At 39.4% G+C, this 18570-nt stretch carries 13 protein-coding genes; 1 reads left to right on the top strand and 12 read right to left on the bottom strand.

Translation table 11 applies throughout. From position 1 onward, the window contains the following. Positions 1 to 56: 56 nt before the first annotated feature. The 7 genes from ACP8HI_RS26625 to ACP8HI_RS26595 all read right to left on the bottom strand — a co-directional run bounded on the left by ACP8HI_RS26625 (position 57) and on the right by ACP8HI_RS26595 (position 10110). Entirely contained in the window at positions 57 to 1781 is a 1725-nt protein-coding gene (locus ACP8HI_RS26625; protein WP_438349076.1) for an ABC transporter substrate-binding protein, read from the bottom strand. Between the two features lie 254 nt (positions 1782 to 2035). Then, the gene (locus ACP8HI_RS26620; protein WP_438349075.1) at positions 2036 to 3628 is read right to left on the bottom strand and encodes a response regulator; all 1593 of its coding nucleotides are present in this window, start codon (positions 3626 to 3628) and stop codon (positions 2036 to 2038) included. A 20-nt stretch (positions 3629 to 3648) separates the two neighbouring features. After that, on the bottom strand, positions 3649 to 4998 hold the full coding sequence (locus ACP8HI_RS26615) for an ABC transporter substrate-binding protein (RefSeq protein WP_438349074.1): 1350 nt from the start codon (positions 4996 to 4998) through the stop codon (positions 3649 to 3651). 27 nt (positions 4999 to 5025) lie between these two features. After that, the gene (locus ACP8HI_RS26610) at positions 5026 to 6756 is read right to left on the bottom strand and encodes a sensor histidine kinase (RefSeq protein WP_438349073.1); all 1731 of its coding nucleotides are present in this window, start codon (positions 6754 to 6756) and stop codon (positions 5026 to 5028) included. Positions 6757 to 6844: 88 nt separating this feature from the next. Further along, positions 6845 to 7708, bottom strand: a complete 864-nt coding sequence (locus ACP8HI_RS26605) for a carbohydrate ABC transporter permease (RefSeq protein WP_438349072.1) — start codon at positions 7706 to 7708, stop codon at positions 6845 to 6847. Further along, positions 7705 to 8658: a carbohydrate ABC transporter permease gene (locus ACP8HI_RS26600; RefSeq protein ID WP_438349071.1), complete on the bottom strand. Its 954-nt coding sequence runs from the start codon at positions 8656 to 8658 to the stop codon at positions 7705 to 7707. The genes ACP8HI_RS26605 and ACP8HI_RS26600 overlap by 4 nt, the downstream gene beginning before the upstream one ends. Before the next feature lie 99 nt (positions 8659 to 8757). Further along, positions 8758 to 10110, bottom strand: a complete 1353-nt coding sequence (locus tag ACP8HI_RS26595; RefSeq protein WP_438349070.1) for an ABC transporter substrate-binding protein — start codon at positions 10108 to 10110, stop codon at positions 8758 to 8760. 202 nt (positions 10111 to 10312) lie between these two features. Between ACP8HI_RS26595 and ACP8HI_RS26590 the strand changes: the two genes are divergently transcribed. After that, a complete protein-coding gene (locus tag ACP8HI_RS26590) occupies positions 10313 to 10438 on the top strand; it encodes a hypothetical protein (RefSeq protein WP_438349069.1) in 126 nt (41 codons plus the stop codon). Positions 10439 to 11258: 820 nt separating this feature from the next. On the opposite strand, the gene ACP8HI_RS26585 is transcribed toward ACP8HI_RS26590, so the two are convergent. The 5 genes from ACP8HI_RS26585 to ACP8HI_RS26565 form a co-directional block, all read right to left on the bottom strand. Next, on the bottom strand, positions 11259 to 12944 hold the full coding sequence (locus ACP8HI_RS26585) for an ABC transporter substrate-binding protein (protein WP_438349068.1): 1686 nt from the start codon (positions 12942 to 12944) through the stop codon (positions 11259 to 11261). 128 nt (positions 12945 to 13072) lie between these two features. Next, positions 13073 to 13972, bottom strand: a complete 900-nt coding sequence (locus ACP8HI_RS26580) for a carbohydrate ABC transporter permease (RefSeq protein WP_438349067.1) — start codon at positions 13970 to 13972, stop codon at positions 13073 to 13075. 15 nt (positions 13973 to 13987) lie between these two features. Beyond that, a complete protein-coding gene (locus ACP8HI_RS26575) occupies positions 13988 to 14968 on the bottom strand; it encodes an ABC transporter permease (protein WP_438349066.1) in 981 nt (326 codons plus the stop codon). Between the two features lie 201 nt (positions 14969 to 15169). Further along, complete coding sequence (locus ACP8HI_RS26570) at positions 15170 to 16723, bottom strand: response regulator transcription factor (RefSeq protein WP_438349065.1); 1554 nt, start codon at positions 16721 to 16723, stop codon at positions 15170 to 15172. Then, complete coding sequence (locus tag ACP8HI_RS26565; RefSeq protein WP_438349064.1) at positions 16716 to 18536, bottom strand: cache domain-containing sensor histidine kinase; 1821 nt, start codon at positions 18534 to 18536, stop codon at positions 16716 to 16718. Before ACP8HI_RS26565 ends, ACP8HI_RS26570 begins: the two co-directional genes overlap by 8 nt. Between the last annotated feature and the right edge of the window lie 34 nt (positions 18537 to 18570).

The following is an 18570-nucleotide window of genomic DNA, read 5'->3' as shown; positions in this document are numbered from 1 at the left end:
AGCTCTCAAAATGAGAGCCCCTCAAGTATTATTATCAATTTTTTTTGATAAATCTGTTATTTACCAGACCAAAGATCTACTCTTGCTTTTACTAACTCTGTATATTCTGCTTCCATCTTCTCCGCACCAGCTTTGTCCAACTCTACCAACATACCATCGTAAACAGCGTCAAATTTCTCAGGTGTAGTTAAGATAGCTTCTGGAATACGTTTTCGAATAATATCTTGAGTCTTTTGGACCGTTACAGTATATTGTGAACCTTCTTCAACAGCTATATCCCAAGCAGCTCCCCAAGGTTTCACAGGCATCTCATCTGAGGAAGGCCATAGATCCTTCCAAGTTGTAGCATTGTATGCTGCCAAACTTTCCTTTTCAGCTTCAGTATACATAGCTACGATTTGTTCAGGGAAGTTCGTAGTGTAGTAGCTACCCGTTGGATCTAGTACTCCATCACCATAACGAGGAGAGAATGTAGAATACAGATCAATACCTGTTGTCTTAATAAAGTTACTATTATCATTAACCTTCTTATCTAGTACATCTGCAGGAATAACACGTTTACCATCTTCTATAACATAATGTGTTCCTTCGATGCCCCAATTCCTAAGAACTTGACCTTCATCAGAAGCTAAGTAATCCAAAAATTTAATAGCACGAATTGGATCTTCATTAGCAGTAGTAATTCCTATACCCCAACCAGCCATGTATCCTGTATCTTGGAAGGAATGGTCTACAATATCCGGTGAGAGTGTTACAGGAAAGTGAGCATACCCTCTTTCAGGTTTACCTGCCGCTTTTAGAGCATTCTCTGCATCTGCGTAACCCCAATCTTGGTCAATTAGACCTACCACACGGCCACTAGCGATTTTAGCTTTATATTCGTCACTTTTTTGTACGAATGTGTTCTTGTCAAGAAGACCAACATTATACATATGATTCAACCAACGGAAGTATTCCTTCTCTTCTGGACGTTTGTAATGAAGTTTAGCTTCGAATGTATCAATATCGATGTAATACTCTCCATCATCCGATGCACCTGTTGAAAGGAACGCTGGATTGGTTACAGTGATCATAATTCTCCAATCATCCGCATCTAGTGTCAAAGGAATCGTTGGTTGACCATCGATTGTAGGATATTTGTCAACGTAAGCTCGCAGTACATCCTCGTAATCTTGAAGTGTCTTCACTTCAGGATACCCTAGCTCTTTCAACACTTCGTGCTGAATTTGAAATCCACCACCAGCATCAAAATAAGTATGACCTACTTGAGCATTACTCGGAAGAACATATATGCTTTTATCTTTACTACTATATGGTAGGCGATCCATGTAATCACCATATATTTTCTTTAGGTTAGGAGCATGCTCTTCAATTAAGTCTGTCAAATCAATCATTGCTTCAGCGTCTACCATCTTACTAATATCGCCTTTAGCAAAGATCAAATCTGGATAATCACCGCTGGCAGCCATAAGAGAAATCTTATCTTGCCCGCCACCTTGCACCGCATATTCAGCATTAATCGTAACACCTGTTTTCTCTGTAATTGCTTTACCTACCTCATCTTGCATCTTATTCCAGTTAGGACTAGCATCCGCTCCGAAAAAACTAAATGTAATTGGACTAGTATCTAATCCTGTCTCTGTTGCTGTGTTTGTAGATTTGGCTGGTTCTTTAGTGTCCCCTGAATTAGTGCCAGCACTATTATTGTTACCACATGCTGATACAAGTAGTGCACTAGCTAACAACAACATCGCAAACGTTTTCGGTGTTCTCCCCTTCATACCGTAAATCCCCCTTTAGAATGAATTAACTCTGGTTGTATCCCCTTAGTAATCCTTGCACATGACTTGATGATATTCATCATTAGTTATACTCAGAAGAAATATAACTGAAACGTTTTCGGAAAGCGCATTCAAAAATAAATTCCATATGAAAGTGCTTTCATATGTTGATTATATAAGATGATTTCTAACCTGTCAATACCATTCTATTTATTGAAGTAACCATTATTCGTCTCCTCTCTTATTCTTATATTTCAACCCGTCTCATCACGAAATTCGGACGGTGTCTTCCCTGTCGCCTTCTTAAATACTTGTGTGAAATATTTAGGATCCTGATAACCGACAAGTGGCGCAATTTGGTATACCTTCACACTTGTATTCTTCAAAATATACTTTGCCTTCTCCATTCGACACTTCGTTAGATACTCCAAAAAGGTATATCCAGAAACTTGTTTAAATATCATGCAAAAATGACTTGCACTCAAATCTACTAACTCAGATAACTCTTCAATACTTAACTCCTTATGATAGTTATTTGAAATATACTTTTGTGCTTTATCCACGTTCATTTGAATATCCTCTTTAGATTTACTTTCCCTATTCTCTCTCAATCTCTTCTCAAAGGTTACCTTTACTTCACGAATCATCTCATGAAGCGTTGCCATCTCATGAAGTCTTTGAATCAATCCACCCAGTGATCCATCCACTAAGAAATTCGAATATTCAAACTGTCTGTACAGCACAACCGTCATTTCCACAATCATTCGTTCCGCAATATCCTTTGTCAACGAATACTCTTCTATATATGCCTTCATCGCATCGAAGAACGAAAGCATACGCTCCAAATCAAGTGTACGAATACATTGTAGGATAGCTGTTTCAAGATGCTTCGGATATTTAACCTCTTGATTTCTCGCGAGATACTTACTCGAATCCGTATCAATGAACACCCCTTCATTCTCTGAATAAAAGCGTTGATACAACGCTCTGGTTGCACTTTGATACGAAGAACTTAACTGATCAATACCTTTCGTACTTTTACTAATACCAACGAAGCAAGTTAGTTTAGAGTACTTCTTGATGTGTAGAATGATATCTTCACCTAGTGAAATTAAGTTATCGTTCCATGTGCTAGTAAATAAGACAACCCATTCCCCACTATGAAAAGGAAATACTGTCATCCCTTTATTCTGCTGTGACCATTCCTCCAGAATATTTCGGATAGCAAACAGCCACAATCGCTTCTCTTCGTTCGTCCAGCGACCATTTAATAACAAGTATTGATCAAGTTGCACAACAGCCATAAAGTAGTCCTGTTCCAATTCATCACTTTCTATCCAGTTCATATGGTGGAGTGTTCTTTGATTTCCTTCAATGAGCTCTGAATACATTCGCTCCCGAGCCATTAACGATAGTGTTTGGACAGAGTCAATTAATTGATCATTTTCAATTTGTGAATCCAACCTTTCACTTGCACGTACGAGCATTTCCGTCAGTTCATCATGATCTATCGGCTTCAATAAATAATCAAACGCCCCCTGCCTAAGTGCTTCGCGCGCATATTCAAATTCACCATATCCACTAATGATAATAAAAATTAGCTTTGGATTATTCGCTAAAACTTCCTTCATTAAAGATATCCCGTCAATACCAGGCATTCGAATATCACTAATAATCATATTAGGAGAAGTTTCTTCGATTAAACGAAGTGCCCCTTCCCCATTTCTCGCTTCTCCTACGACTTCAAGGTTGAGATCATCCCAAGGAATGGCTGCTTTTAGACTACGTAAGATTAGTGGTTCATCATCCACTAGAATAACTTTATACTTCTTCCCTATTGCAACCATTTCATCTAACCTCCCTAAGATTAATTCCCAATAGAATTTTTCCTTAAACTCCAATATTGCACGGAGGAAGCATCAAGCTGATCTAGGGCTTCCTTTGCCTTTATTTTACCATCGATAATTTCTTCAATTACACGTAAGAATGACCGCTTCACTTCTGGTGACAAGACATTATCATACGGTACAAAGCTTGTTTGGCTCTCTTCCATTACAGCAATCATTTGCGTGAAAATAGGTCCTGTCTTCTCAGAATCAAATTTGATCCACATGGAAGGTATCCTTAATCCTTCATACACAATCCTTGTCTGAACTTCCTCCGTATAGAAAGCTTGCATTAATTCAAGTGCAGCTTCTTTCTTAGCGTCTGTTAAGTTGGAAGACAATCCGATACCAATCGTGTAACCTCCAGCCATGGATTGCTTTCCTTCTGCATATACCGATGGGAACGGAATAACACTCACCTTGTTCTGAAAATCTGGAGGGGCATCTTCATTATGAAATAACGTAATATCCCAGTTCCCATTCAAATACATGGCCGCTTTACCATGAGTAAAGAGATGCACCGCTTCTTCTGTAGACAGTTTATTAGGCGAAGGACCAAATACTTCCTCATTGACCCAAGACTCCAATTGCTCAAACGCCTGCAAATATTCTTTATTGTGAAATCCAATACCCTCTTCACCCTGCACGAGCATATTAATTAAATCCGGGTTAGAAAACCGATCCATGAGATAGTGAGCAAAGATCCCAGCGGGCCAGCGCTCCTCGTTCCCTAATGCAAAAGGGATATATCCATGTTGCTTCAACACTAGAACCGCTTCATTTAGTTGAGTAAGTGTTCGCGGCATTGGAAGCCCAAGCTCCTTGAATATCTCTGCGTTCACATATAACGGCTCTGCATTGCCTTCAATGGGTAAACCGTAGACACGCTCATTTGCCATCCATAAGCTAAGATCTTTAAACTGATTCTTCAGATTATGATCCATCACGAAATTCGTTAAGTCCATCAAGCGATTGGCACGAATATACGGTTCGATTTCAGCCCCCCCAAACAATACAAACATATCGGGTGGCGTACCTATTACCATCTCACTCTTTAATTTCTGTTCCCTATGAGTAGTCTGATCCATTCCATCAAAGTTGACCTTTACATTCGGATGTGACTCTTGATAGTCATGCACGACCTCTTCAAAGAGTGCAAGGATTGGCCGATCATGCTCCTTAATCCAGAAATGACGAAAGGTTAGCGTAATCTTCTCTGGCGAACCTTCATCGATTGGGTCCTCTTCTTCTCTAACGGTAATCAACATAACTGTCACTATCAATACAATGATGTACAGTACCATCCAACCCCAACTCATAAATCTCCTCATGTTGACCAATCCTCCTCTCCTTATATATTATGCTAGTATCTTCGGTATCCGAATTCGAATCGTCGAACCGCAACCAGGAGAAGAACAAATGAGAATACCATAAGTGCTACCGAATCGAATAACTAAACGTTCATGAACATTTTTGAGACCTACACCATTATCACGATATTTCTTCTGATCTGGTGTATTCCTAGTCCATAAATTCATCAGTGTAGCCTGATCGAAGCCCGGTCCATTATCAATGACATCAATAAGTACATCTTCTTCCGTCTCATGGGCACGGATCGTTATGTATCCCTTATTTTCCATGGGTTCAATCGCATGATACAGAGCATTCTCAACAATAGGCTGAACAATCAATTTCTGCGTCATCACATATTTCATGGACTCAGGGTAATCAATCTCATAATCAAATTTATCCTCAAACCGATATTTCTGAATATTTAGGTAATGCCGAACATGCTCAAACTCCATATGAATTGGAATCAATTCTTGGTTGTCGTTAATGCTAATCCTTAGCAATTTACCCAAGGCGATGACCATCTTGCTTATATCCTTATTGCCTTGCAATACAGCCATCGAATTAATAGATTCTAATGAATTGTATATAAAATGAGGATTGATTTGAGACACTAATGCCTGCAGTTCAGCTTCCTTTTTTCGTCCTTGTTCCATTTCCACCTGCAGTATCAATTCATCGATCTGCATACTCATTCGATTAAATCCATCTATTAGTAAATCCGTTTCATCATCACGCTTCGTATGTGAATGAATAGGTATGAATACCCCCTGTTGCACCCGCTTCATTCCATTAACCGCACTAATAATGCTTCGAACTAGCTTGCTTATGAATAATTGATCAAACCACAAGGCCGACAACAATGAAAATAGACCTAATATAATCGCAATATTACGGATGGAATCTGACTCTGAGCGGATCAGTTTCATTGGTGTGATAGCTACCAAATACCACTCCTCTTTATAGGATGGCAAGAAAGTGATCAGAGATTTCTCGTTCCTATAGTTATCAACGTAATAGCCCTTCTCTTTCGCATATCCACTAGCCAAAAAGGGAAACTCTACCTGCTCTCCAACATGATCGCCTGATTTATCAAAGACGATATTCCCTTGCTTATTTACAAGCAAAATATCCCCGCTTTTTAGCGTGGCTGTTTCCCAAAAAACCTGGTCTAGTATATCTGGTTTAACATAAATGACGAGCGATCCTATATTCTCCAAAGAATCATAGTCTTTAATCATTCGTGCCTGAATAAGAACAGAGTGACCTTGTTCAGACTTACCATTCTCACCCGGTCCAACCCAAATAGGCCGTCCCTCGGCTTCTACCATAGGTTCATACCAATCTTTGCTCTTCATGGTCTCGAAAGACATCGGCTCATTATACTCATAGATTAAGCTGTCATTGGTATAAAGACTAAATGAAGAAATCATAGGATGGTTAATTAACGTATTATTGATCTCCTGTTTACGATCATAAGTCATAATCATATCTAGTTGCTTCAGAGATTGTTGAATTGCACCGAGTGGTTGTGTAATTGCTGCATTAGAGATGGTAGTAATTTCACTAAGAGCGTACTTTAATTTGCGATCGGTCTCCAATAGAGAAACCCAGTAGAAATGACTTGATTTCTTCTCCATCGCACTTGAGAAATTATAATACGATATAGCCCCCATCACAATGACAGGAATAAACACAAGAAGAATAATAGCTAGTAAAATTTTACGACGGAGTTTCATTTACTCACTTCCTCCTGCTGCTGTCTCTTACGTCTATTATTCTTCATTGTGCTCCCATATCCTTGTTTGATGGAATAATAATAATTATTTAGCTCTTAATGGCACCAGATGTTAGACCTGCAATGAAGTATCTGCTAAAGAAAAGAAAAACAATTAATAGGGGTAATGTAGCCGTAAAAGTTGCTGACATAATCATGCCATAATCCAGACCATCACGGTTCGAGAATAATTGTTGCAATGCAATTTGTATCGTATAATGCTCTTTATTCTTCAGAACAACTAGTGGCCAGAAGAAGTCATTCCATACGTTCATGAAATTAAGTATGGCGAGTGTTGCCATCGCTGGTGTGATAACTGGAATAGCAATATTCCAGAAAATCCGAAAATGTCCGCCTCCATCGATACGACCCGCTTCAATTAATTCGGAGTGCACGGCAGTAGAAATATACTGTCTCATCCAGAATATACCGAATGCGTTAACCATAGCAGGCACAATTAGCGCTTTATAGCTATCAATCCAATGTAGCTTAGCCATGATAATATACGTCGGAAGAACACTCAATTGAGTGGGAACGAACAAAGTACCAATAACACAAAAGAACAGAACTTTTTTGAAAGGAAATTCGTATTTCGCAAATGCATATCCAGCAAGTGTACAAAAAAATACGACAGAAATAGTGACCATCGAAGAAACAAACAATGAATTCCCCAGTGCCCTGAAGAAATCGGATTTCTCTAAGACCCGTTCAAAGTTGTTAAAAAATTGATCTCCAATCGTTAACAGAGGTGGAATGTGGAAAACCGCTCCACGATCATTGGTAGCAATAACGAACATCCAATAGAATGGGAAGATAGATATTAGAGCTCCAGCGATGAGTAACACATAATATAGTATCTTGCTAAAGAAGCCTGAATTACTCCGCTTCGTTGTCATAGTATTTAATGAGCTCATGCTGTATCCCCTCCTGTATCTCCACCTAATCGGCTAGATATGATCATATTAAGAACGGAGAAAACAATGGTGATTAAGAACAACATAACTGCCGTTGCAGCAGCTGTACCAAAGAACCCATTACGGAATGCTTCGCTATACAAATAGGTAACCATGGTGACACCTTCCTCACGAGTAGAACCCGTTCCTGATTGTCCAAGAAACACATACGGCTCGGTAAATAATTGAAGTGATCCAATCGTTGATAATAATGTTACAAAAACAATAAAAGGTTTCAATAATGGTAACGTTATAAACAGTAACTGTTGGCTTCTGTTCGCTCCATCGATCTTAGCAGCCTCATACAAGTCTGTTGGAATGCTTTGGAGACCTGATAGAAAAATGATGGCATTGTAACCTGTCCAGCGCCACATCACCATCGTAGAAATAGCAATCTTAACGCCCCACCATCCAGAGTTAAATGCTACATTATCTAATCCTAATCCGTTGAGAAGCCAATTAACCATCCCATTGTTACCGAACATCGTACTGAACACGAGTGCTACAGCAACGATTGACGTAATATTCGGCATGAAATAAAGAATACGGAAGGATTTCTTAAACTTGGTCAGGGATGAGTTAAGGATAACTGCCACAAAAAGAGCAATGATTAACTGGGGAACTGTCCCCATAACACCCATAATGAGCGTATTACTAAATGAGATCCAAAAGGTCGGATCACTGATGATCAGATCATAATTCTTTATACCAACATACTTCATTGGACCTAATGCATCCCACTTAAAGAACGATAGATAGATGGTAAATAAAATCGGATAAAGCCCGAATATAGCAAATAGAATAAAAAAGGGTGAAATAAACGTATAGGCCGTAATACGGCTCCGTCGTTGCTCTGTAAGAAAAGGCTTCTTGACGCTAATAGATGGACGAACTGTGACCGGTTCTGCCATGATGCACCTCCATGGAATGATTTATAAAACCAAATTCGCAAGAAGTGTCCCTTCCTGCGAATTTGGATGGTTTCTTATACAGATTAGAGTAAGAAGCTTTTAGCTACGTTCTGCCAATGTCTTCGCTTTCTTAACGGCTGCATCCCATTCTTTAGCTGGATCAGATTTCTTCTCTAATACATTTTTAAGTGCATCTTTAAAGAACGTATCTGTTTGGTCATGTAATGGACCGTAATAGACGGGTTCAACGCGCTCTGCTGCTTTACCATATTCAACTGCTGTTGCTTGACCTCCGAAGAATTCATCTTGGAATCCTGTGAAGGCTGCATCTCCATACAGTGCAGGAATCGAAGGCATTAACCCACTAGCTTTGAACGATTCAAGTTGGCTTGCTTGACTATCTAACCAAGCGATAAATTCATAAGCTTCTTTCGGATGCTTACCTTCTTTAGGTAATGTCAAGAATGATCCACCCCAGTTACCAGCACCTTCAGGCAATTGAGTGATTTTCCATTTACCAGTTGAACCTGGTGCGTTACTCTTAATGTTTCCTGCCATCCAAGCAGGTCCCAATACAACGCCAAATCCTCCATCATTCATTGCTTGACCCCATTCAGGAGACCATAGCAACGTGTTACCGATCCATCCCTCTTGAATACCCTGTACCGTAAAGTCATAAGCTTTCTTGACTTGTGGATTGGTGTCTCCAATAAAGGAACCATCAGCTTTATTGAAGTAAATTTGATCTGCCGATTGATCACGAACACCGTTATATACGAGATCCGTCAAGTCAGCAAATGGCTTTCCTGTTTTTTCTTTAAATTGTTTAGCCACAGTTGCGAATTTATCCCAAGTATCAATTGCTGCCCCGAATCCTTCAGGATCAACGGGTAAACCCGCTGCCTCAGCAAGATCTGTACGATAGTATACAACTGTAGGACCAATATCTGTAGGGAGACCAATTTGGAAACTTCCATCAACAGATGACGCTTGTTTCCATTTCCAGTCTAAATAGTTAGCTTGAATATCTTTAGCACCCAAATCATTTAAGTTATAAAACTTATCCTGAGCGGTAATAAAACGCTCCATGAAACCGATCTCAAGCATGAAGATGTCAGGAGCACCTGAATCTGCAGATAACGATGTTGTCAGATTATTGTGATGCGCTGTCTGATCTGACGTGTTTTGAAATTTGATTGTTACGTTTGGATGCTCTTTGGTATATTCCTTACCAAGTTCCTCATAGTTTGTTGTTCCCAATGACCAGAAGGAAAGTTCAACCTTCTCAGCAGGTGCTGTCACCTCATCAGGTGTTTTGGTTTCTGCGGGTTCAGTAGCAGGCGCGTTGTTCTTAGCGTTATTATTCGTTGTGTTATTCCCTCCACAAGCTGCTAGGGAAGCTACCAACATGATGACTAGCATCAATACCGTCAAATGTTTAACTCTTTTCATTTTCTTAACCCCTCTCGAGAATGTTTCTGTTTACAGTCTTTATTCTACAAGACTTATTCCCATTTTTTGAGGTGGTAATGTTGCGATTTTAGGGTGAAAATATTACGAATCCCTTATGTTCCAACTTTATAACTGACTCCTTTATACATAATGGACATAAAGAAAGGCTCCTTGCGGCGCCCTTGGTTGGGGAGTTTATGTGGTGGGTGGGAAGGAAGCTTATGCTTACGATGCTAGCGATACTTCGTATCGCTTTCAGCTATGGGCTACATCCGCTCTTAAAGTTGTGTTCTTTGAATTGTTTTCAGATGATGGAACACGACTTTAAAGGAGGAACGTGAACTTTTCGCTTCATACCCATTCCCTTCTTTTGTTCTACTTTCTAGGGTTCTGCTACTTCCAGATGTGTGACTAACCTTAATTTCTGCCCATATTCCTTAGAGAGACATCATATACAAGGACACTGAACAACCTATGCTTGAAATTTTGTGAAATGAATTTCAATGAGAAAAACGCCGCTCGGCTCCAGTAGTTCTTTTTAGATGCAAAACATACAGCTAAATTCAGACATCTTGTTCTGCCACGATTTTAACTGCAGAACGTACAGCTAATTACTCACAAAACCTCCCTTTTAGCCGTTTCCCCACTTTCAACTGCATCTTTTACATCTATTTCTCTTCATCTCATCTTTACGCGTGAAACAACTGCACTTTCTGCAGCTGCCCGCACCACATACCTTATACTTCCATTTTTGTAGTAAGGGATCACGCAGTTAGTTGCAAATTTGTCCTCTACATCCACCACTATTCCTCCTTCCCCCACTTTAGTTGTTCAAATAACATCTAATTACTCGAAAAACCTACTTTTCAGCCATTACCCGGATTTCAACTGTCATCTGAGCACTTAATTCTCGCTAGACAGCCTATTTTTCTAATTTAAGTGTTGTTTAGGCACTTACTCCTTTCCCCTCGGCCTTCCCTCCTCCATCCACAATTCACCAGGAATGCATCTGAAAGTACCAAAAGAAACTTATACTTTCAGATGTAAAAAAGGACGACTTCCCATTCAATTCTGAATGGAAAGTCGCCTTTTTTATGTTCTTCTCAACCCTTTTAACTTCAACAAAAGGGGCATCCTACCTACATCATTTACTTACCACTCCATAGATCTACGCGATCTTTCACGAGCTGAGTATATTCTTTCTCCATCTCTACTGCGCCAGCTTTATCAAGCTCTACCAACATGGCATCATACACAGCATCGAACTTCTCAGGAGTACTCAGAACTGCTTCCGGAATACGTTTACGGATAATATCTTGTGTTTTTTGGAATTTAACAGCATAATTCGAACCTTCTTCTACAGTGATATTAAATGCAGCACCGTAAGCCTTAACAGGGAAATCCTCTGCCGTAGGGAAGAGATCCTTCCAAGTAGTTGCATTGTACGCTTTCAAACTTTCCTTCTCAGCCTCTGTGTAGCTAGCTACAATTTGTTCTGGGAAGTTCGTTGTATAGTAGTTACCAGTTGGGTCTAGTACACCGTCACCGTAGTGTGCAGATATGTTACCGTATAATTCGATACCTGATGTCTTGGTGAATTGAGTTTTATCATTATTCTTCTGATCTAAGACATCCGCAGGAATGACACGCTTACCATCTACAACATTATAATGCTTTCCTTCAACTCCCCAATTAATCAGAACTTGTCCTTCGTCAGAAGCTAGGTAATCTAGGAATTTGATGGCACGAACAGGATCTTTCGTTGCCGTTGTAATTCCCACACCCCAGCCTGACAAGAACCCAGTATCTACAAAGGTATGATCCTTATATTCTTCAGAAATAGTTACAGGGAAATGCGCATACGTTCTTTCAGGTTTACCAGCTGATTTCAGAGCGTTCTCAGCATCGGCATATCCCCATTCTTGGTCAATCAGACCGAGAACACGACCACTGGAAATCTTAGATTTATATTGGTCACTCTTCTGTATGAATGTATCCTTATCCAGCAAACCTATAGTATACATGTGGTTCAACCAACGGAAATATTCTCTTTCTTCCGGACGTTTATAGTGAAGTTGAGCTTCAAACGTTTCAGGATCAATGTAATATTCACCATCATCCGGAGCACCCGTAGAATAGAAAGCTGGGTTCGTTACCGTGATCATGATTCTCCAATCATCCGCATCCAAAGTCAATGGAATCGTGGGTTGACCATCAATCGTAGGGTGTTTGTCATAATAAGCTTGTAACACCTTCTCGTAATCTTGAAGTGTCTTCACTTCTGGATAACCTAATTCCTTCAGAACTTCATGCTGAATTTCAAATCCACCAGTTGCATCGAAGCTAGTCTGATTCACAGCCGCGTTCGTTGGAATAACATAGATCGCTCTGTCCTCATTACTGTATGGGAGACGATCCATATATTCTCCATATACTTTTTTAATATTCGGGGCATGCTCTTCAATCAGATCTGTCAAATCAAGCATCGCGCCAGCATCCACCAGCTTAGCTACATCGCTTTTTGCATAGATCAAATCAGGATAATCACCACTCGCTGCCATTAGAGAAATCTTGTCTTGACCTCCACCAGAAATCGCATATTCTGCATTCAGTGTTACACCTGTTTTCTCCGTAATCACTTTCCCAACTTCATCTTGCATCTTGTTCCAACTGGGACTTGCATCTGCACCAAAGAAGGAGAACGTCATTGGTGATGTCGTATCACCCGTATCCACTGGTGTTGCATCCTTTGAGTTACTACCACATCCTGCTACCACTAAAGAAGCCACTATTAGCGCTAGGAACGCCGCCTTTTTCTTATTACTAGTTGCCATTTATAAATCCTCCTATACAAATCTATAATCTATCTATCTATCTATCTATTTTCTATCTGACGGATTACTCAGTCTTGCCATTCTTTCCTTGGTAATCTGTCATATCTAAGACCTACTTCAGATAAAACCTATGATTTCACAGCTCCTAGTGTCATACCACCTACAAAGTACTTTTGTAGGAAAGGATACACAACTAAGATCGGAACTGTAACGACGATGGTAATCGCCATTTTGATCGATTCCGGGGAAATCTGAGCCATCTTCGTTGCCATATCGTTAGCATTCACTGCTGAACCACCTGATTGAGTACTTTGTAGTACCTTCATCAATTCATACTGTAATGTAGTCCAGGTGGCATTACTTCCGTTATATAGATACGTATCGAACCATGAGTTCCATTGTCCCACTGCAATAAACAATGCAATCGTAGCAAGAACTGGCTTACACAGTGGAAGAATAATTCTCCAGTAAATCGTGAAGTCGTTTGCTCCATCGAGTTTGGCTGATTCTTGCAATGCATAAGGTAGTCCATCAATAAAGGATCTCACAATAAATACGTTAAACGCACTTACTAATCCAGGTAGTACATAAACCCAGAACGTTCCGATCAAGTTCAAATCGCGCATCAGAATATAGACAGGAATCAAACCGCCTGAGAAATACATCGTCAATGCCAGAAATGTTGAGATAAACTTTCTACCTCTGAAATCGACACGGCTAAGTGTATACGCAATCATCGATGCACTCAACAATCCTAAGAATGTACCAACTACTGTACGAAGAATGGATACCTGTAACCCTTGAAGCAAAGTATCATAACCAAATATCGTTTTATAGTTATCTAACGTGAATTGACGTGGCCAAATCGTTATTCCACCCCGTACAGTGTCAATCGAATCATTCAATGAAATCGCTAGTACGTTCATGAATGGATACAAAGTAACAATCAGGACAAGCATCATAAAGATAATATTACATACATCGAATATTTTCTCGGACTTGGTTGCATTAAACGCTTTATTTGGCATATCTACCCCCTCCTCCTACATTATGCTTTCTTTAGTGATTTTTTTGAAAAGACCATTAGCTGTAAAGAGTAAAATAACACTCACAACAGAGTTGAATATCCCAATGGCAGTACCGTATGAGAACCTGCCCATATTGAGACCATAATTCAGTGCGTACAAATCAAGCACTTCATGATAATCCGTAGTTAGGCTATTCCCGAGCAGGAATTGTTTCTCAAATCCAATACTAATCAAGTGACCAATAGACATAATGAGTAGGACCGAGATAGTTGTACGAATTCCAGGCAACGTAATATGCCACATTTGTTTAAATCGACTAGCACCATCCACACGTGACGCCTCATAAAGTTCCAAGTCAATCCCGGTAATCGCTGCTAGGTAAATAATTGTATTCCAACCGGTTTCTTTCCATATATCTGAAATGGTAACAATGTACCAGAATAGATTCCCTTTAGCCATGAACTGTATAGGCTCATCAATAATATGAAGAAGCATTAACAGCTGGTTTACAGCACCAGCATCTGTGGATAGCACCTTCGTAATAATACCGGCCACAACTACCCATGATACAAAGTGAGGCAAGTAAGAAATGGTCTGAACAAATTTCTTAAACATCACAGCACGAAGTTCATTTAGCAAAAGTGCAAATATAATGGGAACTACGAACCCAAATACTAATCCCATTAAGCTCATGGCTAATGTATTCCTCATCACCAGATAGAAGCGCTCGTCAGAGAATAACTCAACGAAATGATCAAACCCTACCCATTTCTGTTCAGAGAATGAGCGAGCTGGTTTATAGTTTTGAAAAGCCATCGTCCATCCCCATATAGGCAAATAACTAAATACAAAAACCCAAATTACAAATGGTAAAGACATTAAGTATAAATATTTTTGTTTTACAAGCGAATTCCACAGCCCTTTTTTCTTTCTTGGAGCTCGCGAGGCTCCGTCATTACTTTCGGGAGAATTGTCGCTGGTTGTTAGCGTTTCCATCTTAAGGACCCCTCCTCTATTTGATATATCCTATATTACTTGATTCAATATGAGCATCATACCCAATCATTTTTATACAAAGTCATATAATAATTAGCTATCAGTTAAGAATTCCTCTTGAAAACCATGAAAAATGACCCGTTTTTATGTAAACAGGTCATTTTTCGTTACATTATTCGACATATTTCTTCATTTTATGTGCTAATCTTTTTCCATAACTCGGTAAGAAGACGGAGAGATCCCTACATATCTTTTAAACTTACTGTGGAAATAATCCACATTTGCATAACCTACACGAGAAGCCACTTGATGAACCATGAAACCTTCTAAAAGTAAATCCTTCGCTTTTTCAATACGGACCTTATCCAGAAATGTATTAAACTGTTCGCCCGTATAGTTTTTGAATAGTTTCCCTAGATACGCGCTATTATAATTAAATACTTCTGCTAAAAGCTCTAGCTTCAAATTCTCATTATAGTTCCGTTGAATGAAATCAATCATTTGTTTCAATACGGTATCCTTGCTCATGCCACCTAATCCTTCGACTAATCTACTCAGATGATCGATCGTCAGCTGTCTTAAATCCTTCAGAGTGACTTGTTGGTACACCTCTGTAATGAATGATGAGTATTGTTGTAATATAGGATTCCTCTCAGTTTTACTATTAGAAAGCTTATTTATCGCACTGGCGAAGATCTGAGCGTACAAGGATTTCATCGACTGTTCCGAACGTCCTATACTCACAATTCGTTGTTCTATCTCTTCCATTACTCGCCATAAGGCGTCTTTACTTCCAATATCCAAGGCGTAGTAGAGCTTATCGGATAATTCAATCTCGTCACTTTGGCTTACATCAGGCTTATTACCGAAATGACTAATCATGGTCTGAAGATCATCAGTCGTCATTATACGTTTGTGCTCAAACAGGAATCGATGTTGGAGTAACTCCGTTGCACCACTATATGATATTCCTATTTCTCCTATTTCCTTGACCATTGGGCCAGCAGCGGCGTAGACAAGCCCATTACACTCCTCCATCATCTCAGAAAGTTCTGCGTACAATCTAATAGCTTGATCCTCTCTATCGATAACATCAGTTAATAATATACCTAGATTAGATCCCGCCGAAAAAACAATTCCATGTTCAGTTTCATCAAAATGTTCAATTAGTCTTCCCTTGAGGGCATTTATATATAGAGATTCACCTATAGCCTGTCCGTGTACTTCAATCAAAATGATTTGATAACTATTCCAGGAAAGTCCTAAATTCACGACACTCTCTATGTTTCCATGCTCACTGTCATGGAACAGGAACTCCTCCACCATATGAGCTCGATAGTAGTGATCCTCCTCAGCATTCCGTAGTTTCAGCTCCACCTGTTTGGATAATGAGATATGTATTCGCTGCAATTCTTCAATCAACTCATCTTCATCCACAGGTTTCAGTAAATAAGCATCCACACTGTAACTAATTGCTCTTTTTGCATAATCAAAATCAGCATAACCACTGAGAATTAAGAATCGTCCTTCACCATGCTCCAGACGGACTTGCTCTATCACTTCAAGTCCAGTCATTCCTGGCATACGGATATCAATGATGGTTAAATCAGGGCGAAGTTGATTGAACTTCAACAACGCGTCCCTCCCATTAGCAGCGGTATCGATCACCTTAAACCCATACTTTTCCCACTCTATGATCGTCTTTAGTCCCTCACGAATGGAAGGCTCATCATCTACAATCAATACATTAAACATGGCTGTCCCCTCCTATCGGTATTCTAAAATGTATGGTCGTACCCTTTTCCACCTCGCTAGTAATGTTTAGCCCGTACTGTTCCCCATAATATAGTTTAAGCCTTTGATGAATATTTCGAAGTCCTATTCGGGCTCCTTCTACCTCATCCACTTCTAAGGAAGCTACAATACTCTGAAGATGATCAGGTGAGATTCCGCTACCATTATCCGCGACTTCGACATTCAATTCATTATTCATTACCCAACTTTTCACAATCAGTATCCCATCTACTTCTTTATTTTCAAGTCCATGAATAATCCCGTTCTCAACGAGAGGTTGCACAATAAGTGGTAAAATACTCACATTCATAGAGTCCGGTTCCATCATTAATTCGAAATTCAAGCGGTCTTCATACCTGAACTTTTGAATTTCTAAATAGGATCGGACCATTTCCATTTCCTCTCTCAGTGTCGTTCTTCCGCTACCTACTTCTAAGTTTTTACGCATCAGCTTACCTAATAATCGAACAATATAAGAAATTTCCTTTTCCCCTTTAATATGCGCCTTCATTCGAATAGATTCTAGTGCATTAAATAGGAAATGGGGATTTATTTGACTAGCCATCATTTTGAGTTTTATCTCTTTTTGGGCAATCTCCAGTTTATTGTTCTTCTCATTCGTCTCATAGACCTTGTTCATTAAATCGTTAATGCTATGAACCATATAATTAAATTGTCGTGATAGCTGAGCAATCTCATCATTACCATCTATAGCAGAGCTTACGGAGAAATCTCCTCTGGCTACTTTGTTAAGCTGTCTACTCAGATGGAGTAGTCTACTCGATATGAGCCGAGATACAACATATACGAGACCAAGCGCAAGTGCTAATACTAGTAAAATCAGCATCAAGCCAATCCAACCAATCTTTTGTGAGTCTTTGGTAATGCTCTCATTAGTGAATACAGAGACGATATTAAGACCATTCCGACTTGATTCTAACGTTAATTTACTTATAACTACATGAGATGGGACACCATTGACATTAGTGTCTAATATATTCTTTGCCGCAAGTTTCATATCAAAGTTCAAATCAAGCTCTGTAAGAGTCTTGCCTACTAATTCTGGGTTCTTCGCTGCTACAATAAATCCGCTGTCATCCGCTATCATCGTCTCATACGGTTCATTACTAAGAATGGAATTTAACAACGTCTGATTCAGTGAAATAACAAGAACTCCTTGTGTTGGATACTCACTAAACCTAATACGTCGAACCAAACTCAATCTCTTCTCTGATGATGCATCTATACCTTCCAAGTAAAACCACCCAATCCCATTACTATTACCGACTGTCTTATACCATTGTGTTTTACTTATGGGCTGATTAATTCGGGTGAAATCTAGATTATCACTCATCGTTTCATTATTATGATAGAATCGAATACCAGTGATCTCTGTGTAGAGCGCCCTTAGCTTTTCGAATTCCTTGTATCCTTGATAAGCATGAAATAATTCTATGTTGCTCTTGTATCTAGTATTCACAATCAACTGCAAATCTCCATCTAAGTAGAGTTTATTTGATATATCAATGGGTACTTTCAGTATATTCGCCATCTGATTACGAACCTTATCTACGTTATTAGACATTTGGGCAATCGCGCTATCTAGTGCCATCTGACGAAAATATCCGATGACAATAGCACCGATAATAATAACAGGAATCATCACTACAATAATATAAGAATATATCAGCTTATTCTTGATCTGAATATTATTCGTTTTCCGGAGGAAAAATCCCCACATTGTGTTCACCTCATCTCCATTCATCTTCATCATAGCACAGCTGAAATCCAGTTAGGCATTACCATCT

Origin of the sequence: Paenibacillus sp. FA6 (genome assembly GCF_051550225.1) — a bacterium.
Taxonomy (GTDB): domain Bacteria; phylum Bacillota; class Bacilli; order Paenibacillales; family Paenibacillaceae; genus Paenibacillus_AQ.
Note: the sequence above shows the minus strand (reverse complement) of the source record. Positions and strands in the feature narration are given on the sequence as shown.

Bases quoted from the DNA above. Each gene is read 5' to 3' on its own strand.
- ACP8HI_RS26605 (WP_438349072.1), bottom strand. From the start codon at position 7,708: ATGAGCTCATTAAATACTATGACAACGAAGCGGAGTAATTCAGGCTTC.
- ACP8HI_RS26570 (WP_438349065.1), bottom strand. From the start codon at position 16,723: ATGTTTAATGTATTGATTGTAGATGATGAGCCTTCCATTCGTGAGGGA.
- ACP8HI_RS26610 (WP_438349073.1), bottom strand. From the start codon at position 6,756: ATGAAACTCCGTCGTAAAATTTTACTAGCTATTATTCTTCTTGTGTTT.
- ACP8HI_RS26625 (WP_438349076.1), bottom strand. From the start codon at position 1,781: ATGAAGGGGAGAACACCGAAAACGTTTGCGATGTTGTTGTTAGCTAGT.
- ACP8HI_RS26565 (WP_438349064.1), bottom strand. From the start codon at position 18,536: ATGATGAAGATGAATGGAGATGAGGTGAACACAATGTGGGGATTTTTC.
- ACP8HI_RS26595 (WP_438349070.1), bottom strand. From the start codon at position 10,110: ATGAAAAGAGTTAAACATTTGACGGTATTGATGCTAGTCATCATGTTG.
- ACP8HI_RS26615 (WP_438349074.1), bottom strand. From the start codon at position 4,998: ATGAGGAGATTTATGAGTTGGGGTTGGATGGTACTGTACATCATTGTA.
- ACP8HI_RS26580 (WP_438349067.1), bottom strand. From the start codon at position 13,972: ATGCCAAATAAAGCGTTTAATGCAACCAAGTCCGAGAAAATATTCGAT.
- ACP8HI_RS26620 (WP_438349075.1), bottom strand. From the start codon at position 3,628: ATGGTTGCAATAGGGAAGAAGTATAAAGTTATTCTAGTGGATGATGAA.
- ACP8HI_RS26600 (WP_438349071.1), bottom strand. From the start codon at position 8,658: ATGGCAGAACCGGTCACAGTTCGTCCATCTATTAGCGTCAAGAAGCCT.
- ACP8HI_RS26575 (WP_438349066.1), bottom strand. From the start codon at position 14,968: ATGGAAACGCTAACAACCAGCGACAATTCTCCCGAAAGTAATGACGGA.
- ACP8HI_RS26585 (WP_438349068.1), bottom strand. From the start codon at position 12,944: ATGGCAACTAGTAATAAGAAAAAGGCGGCGTTCCTAGCGCTAATAGTG.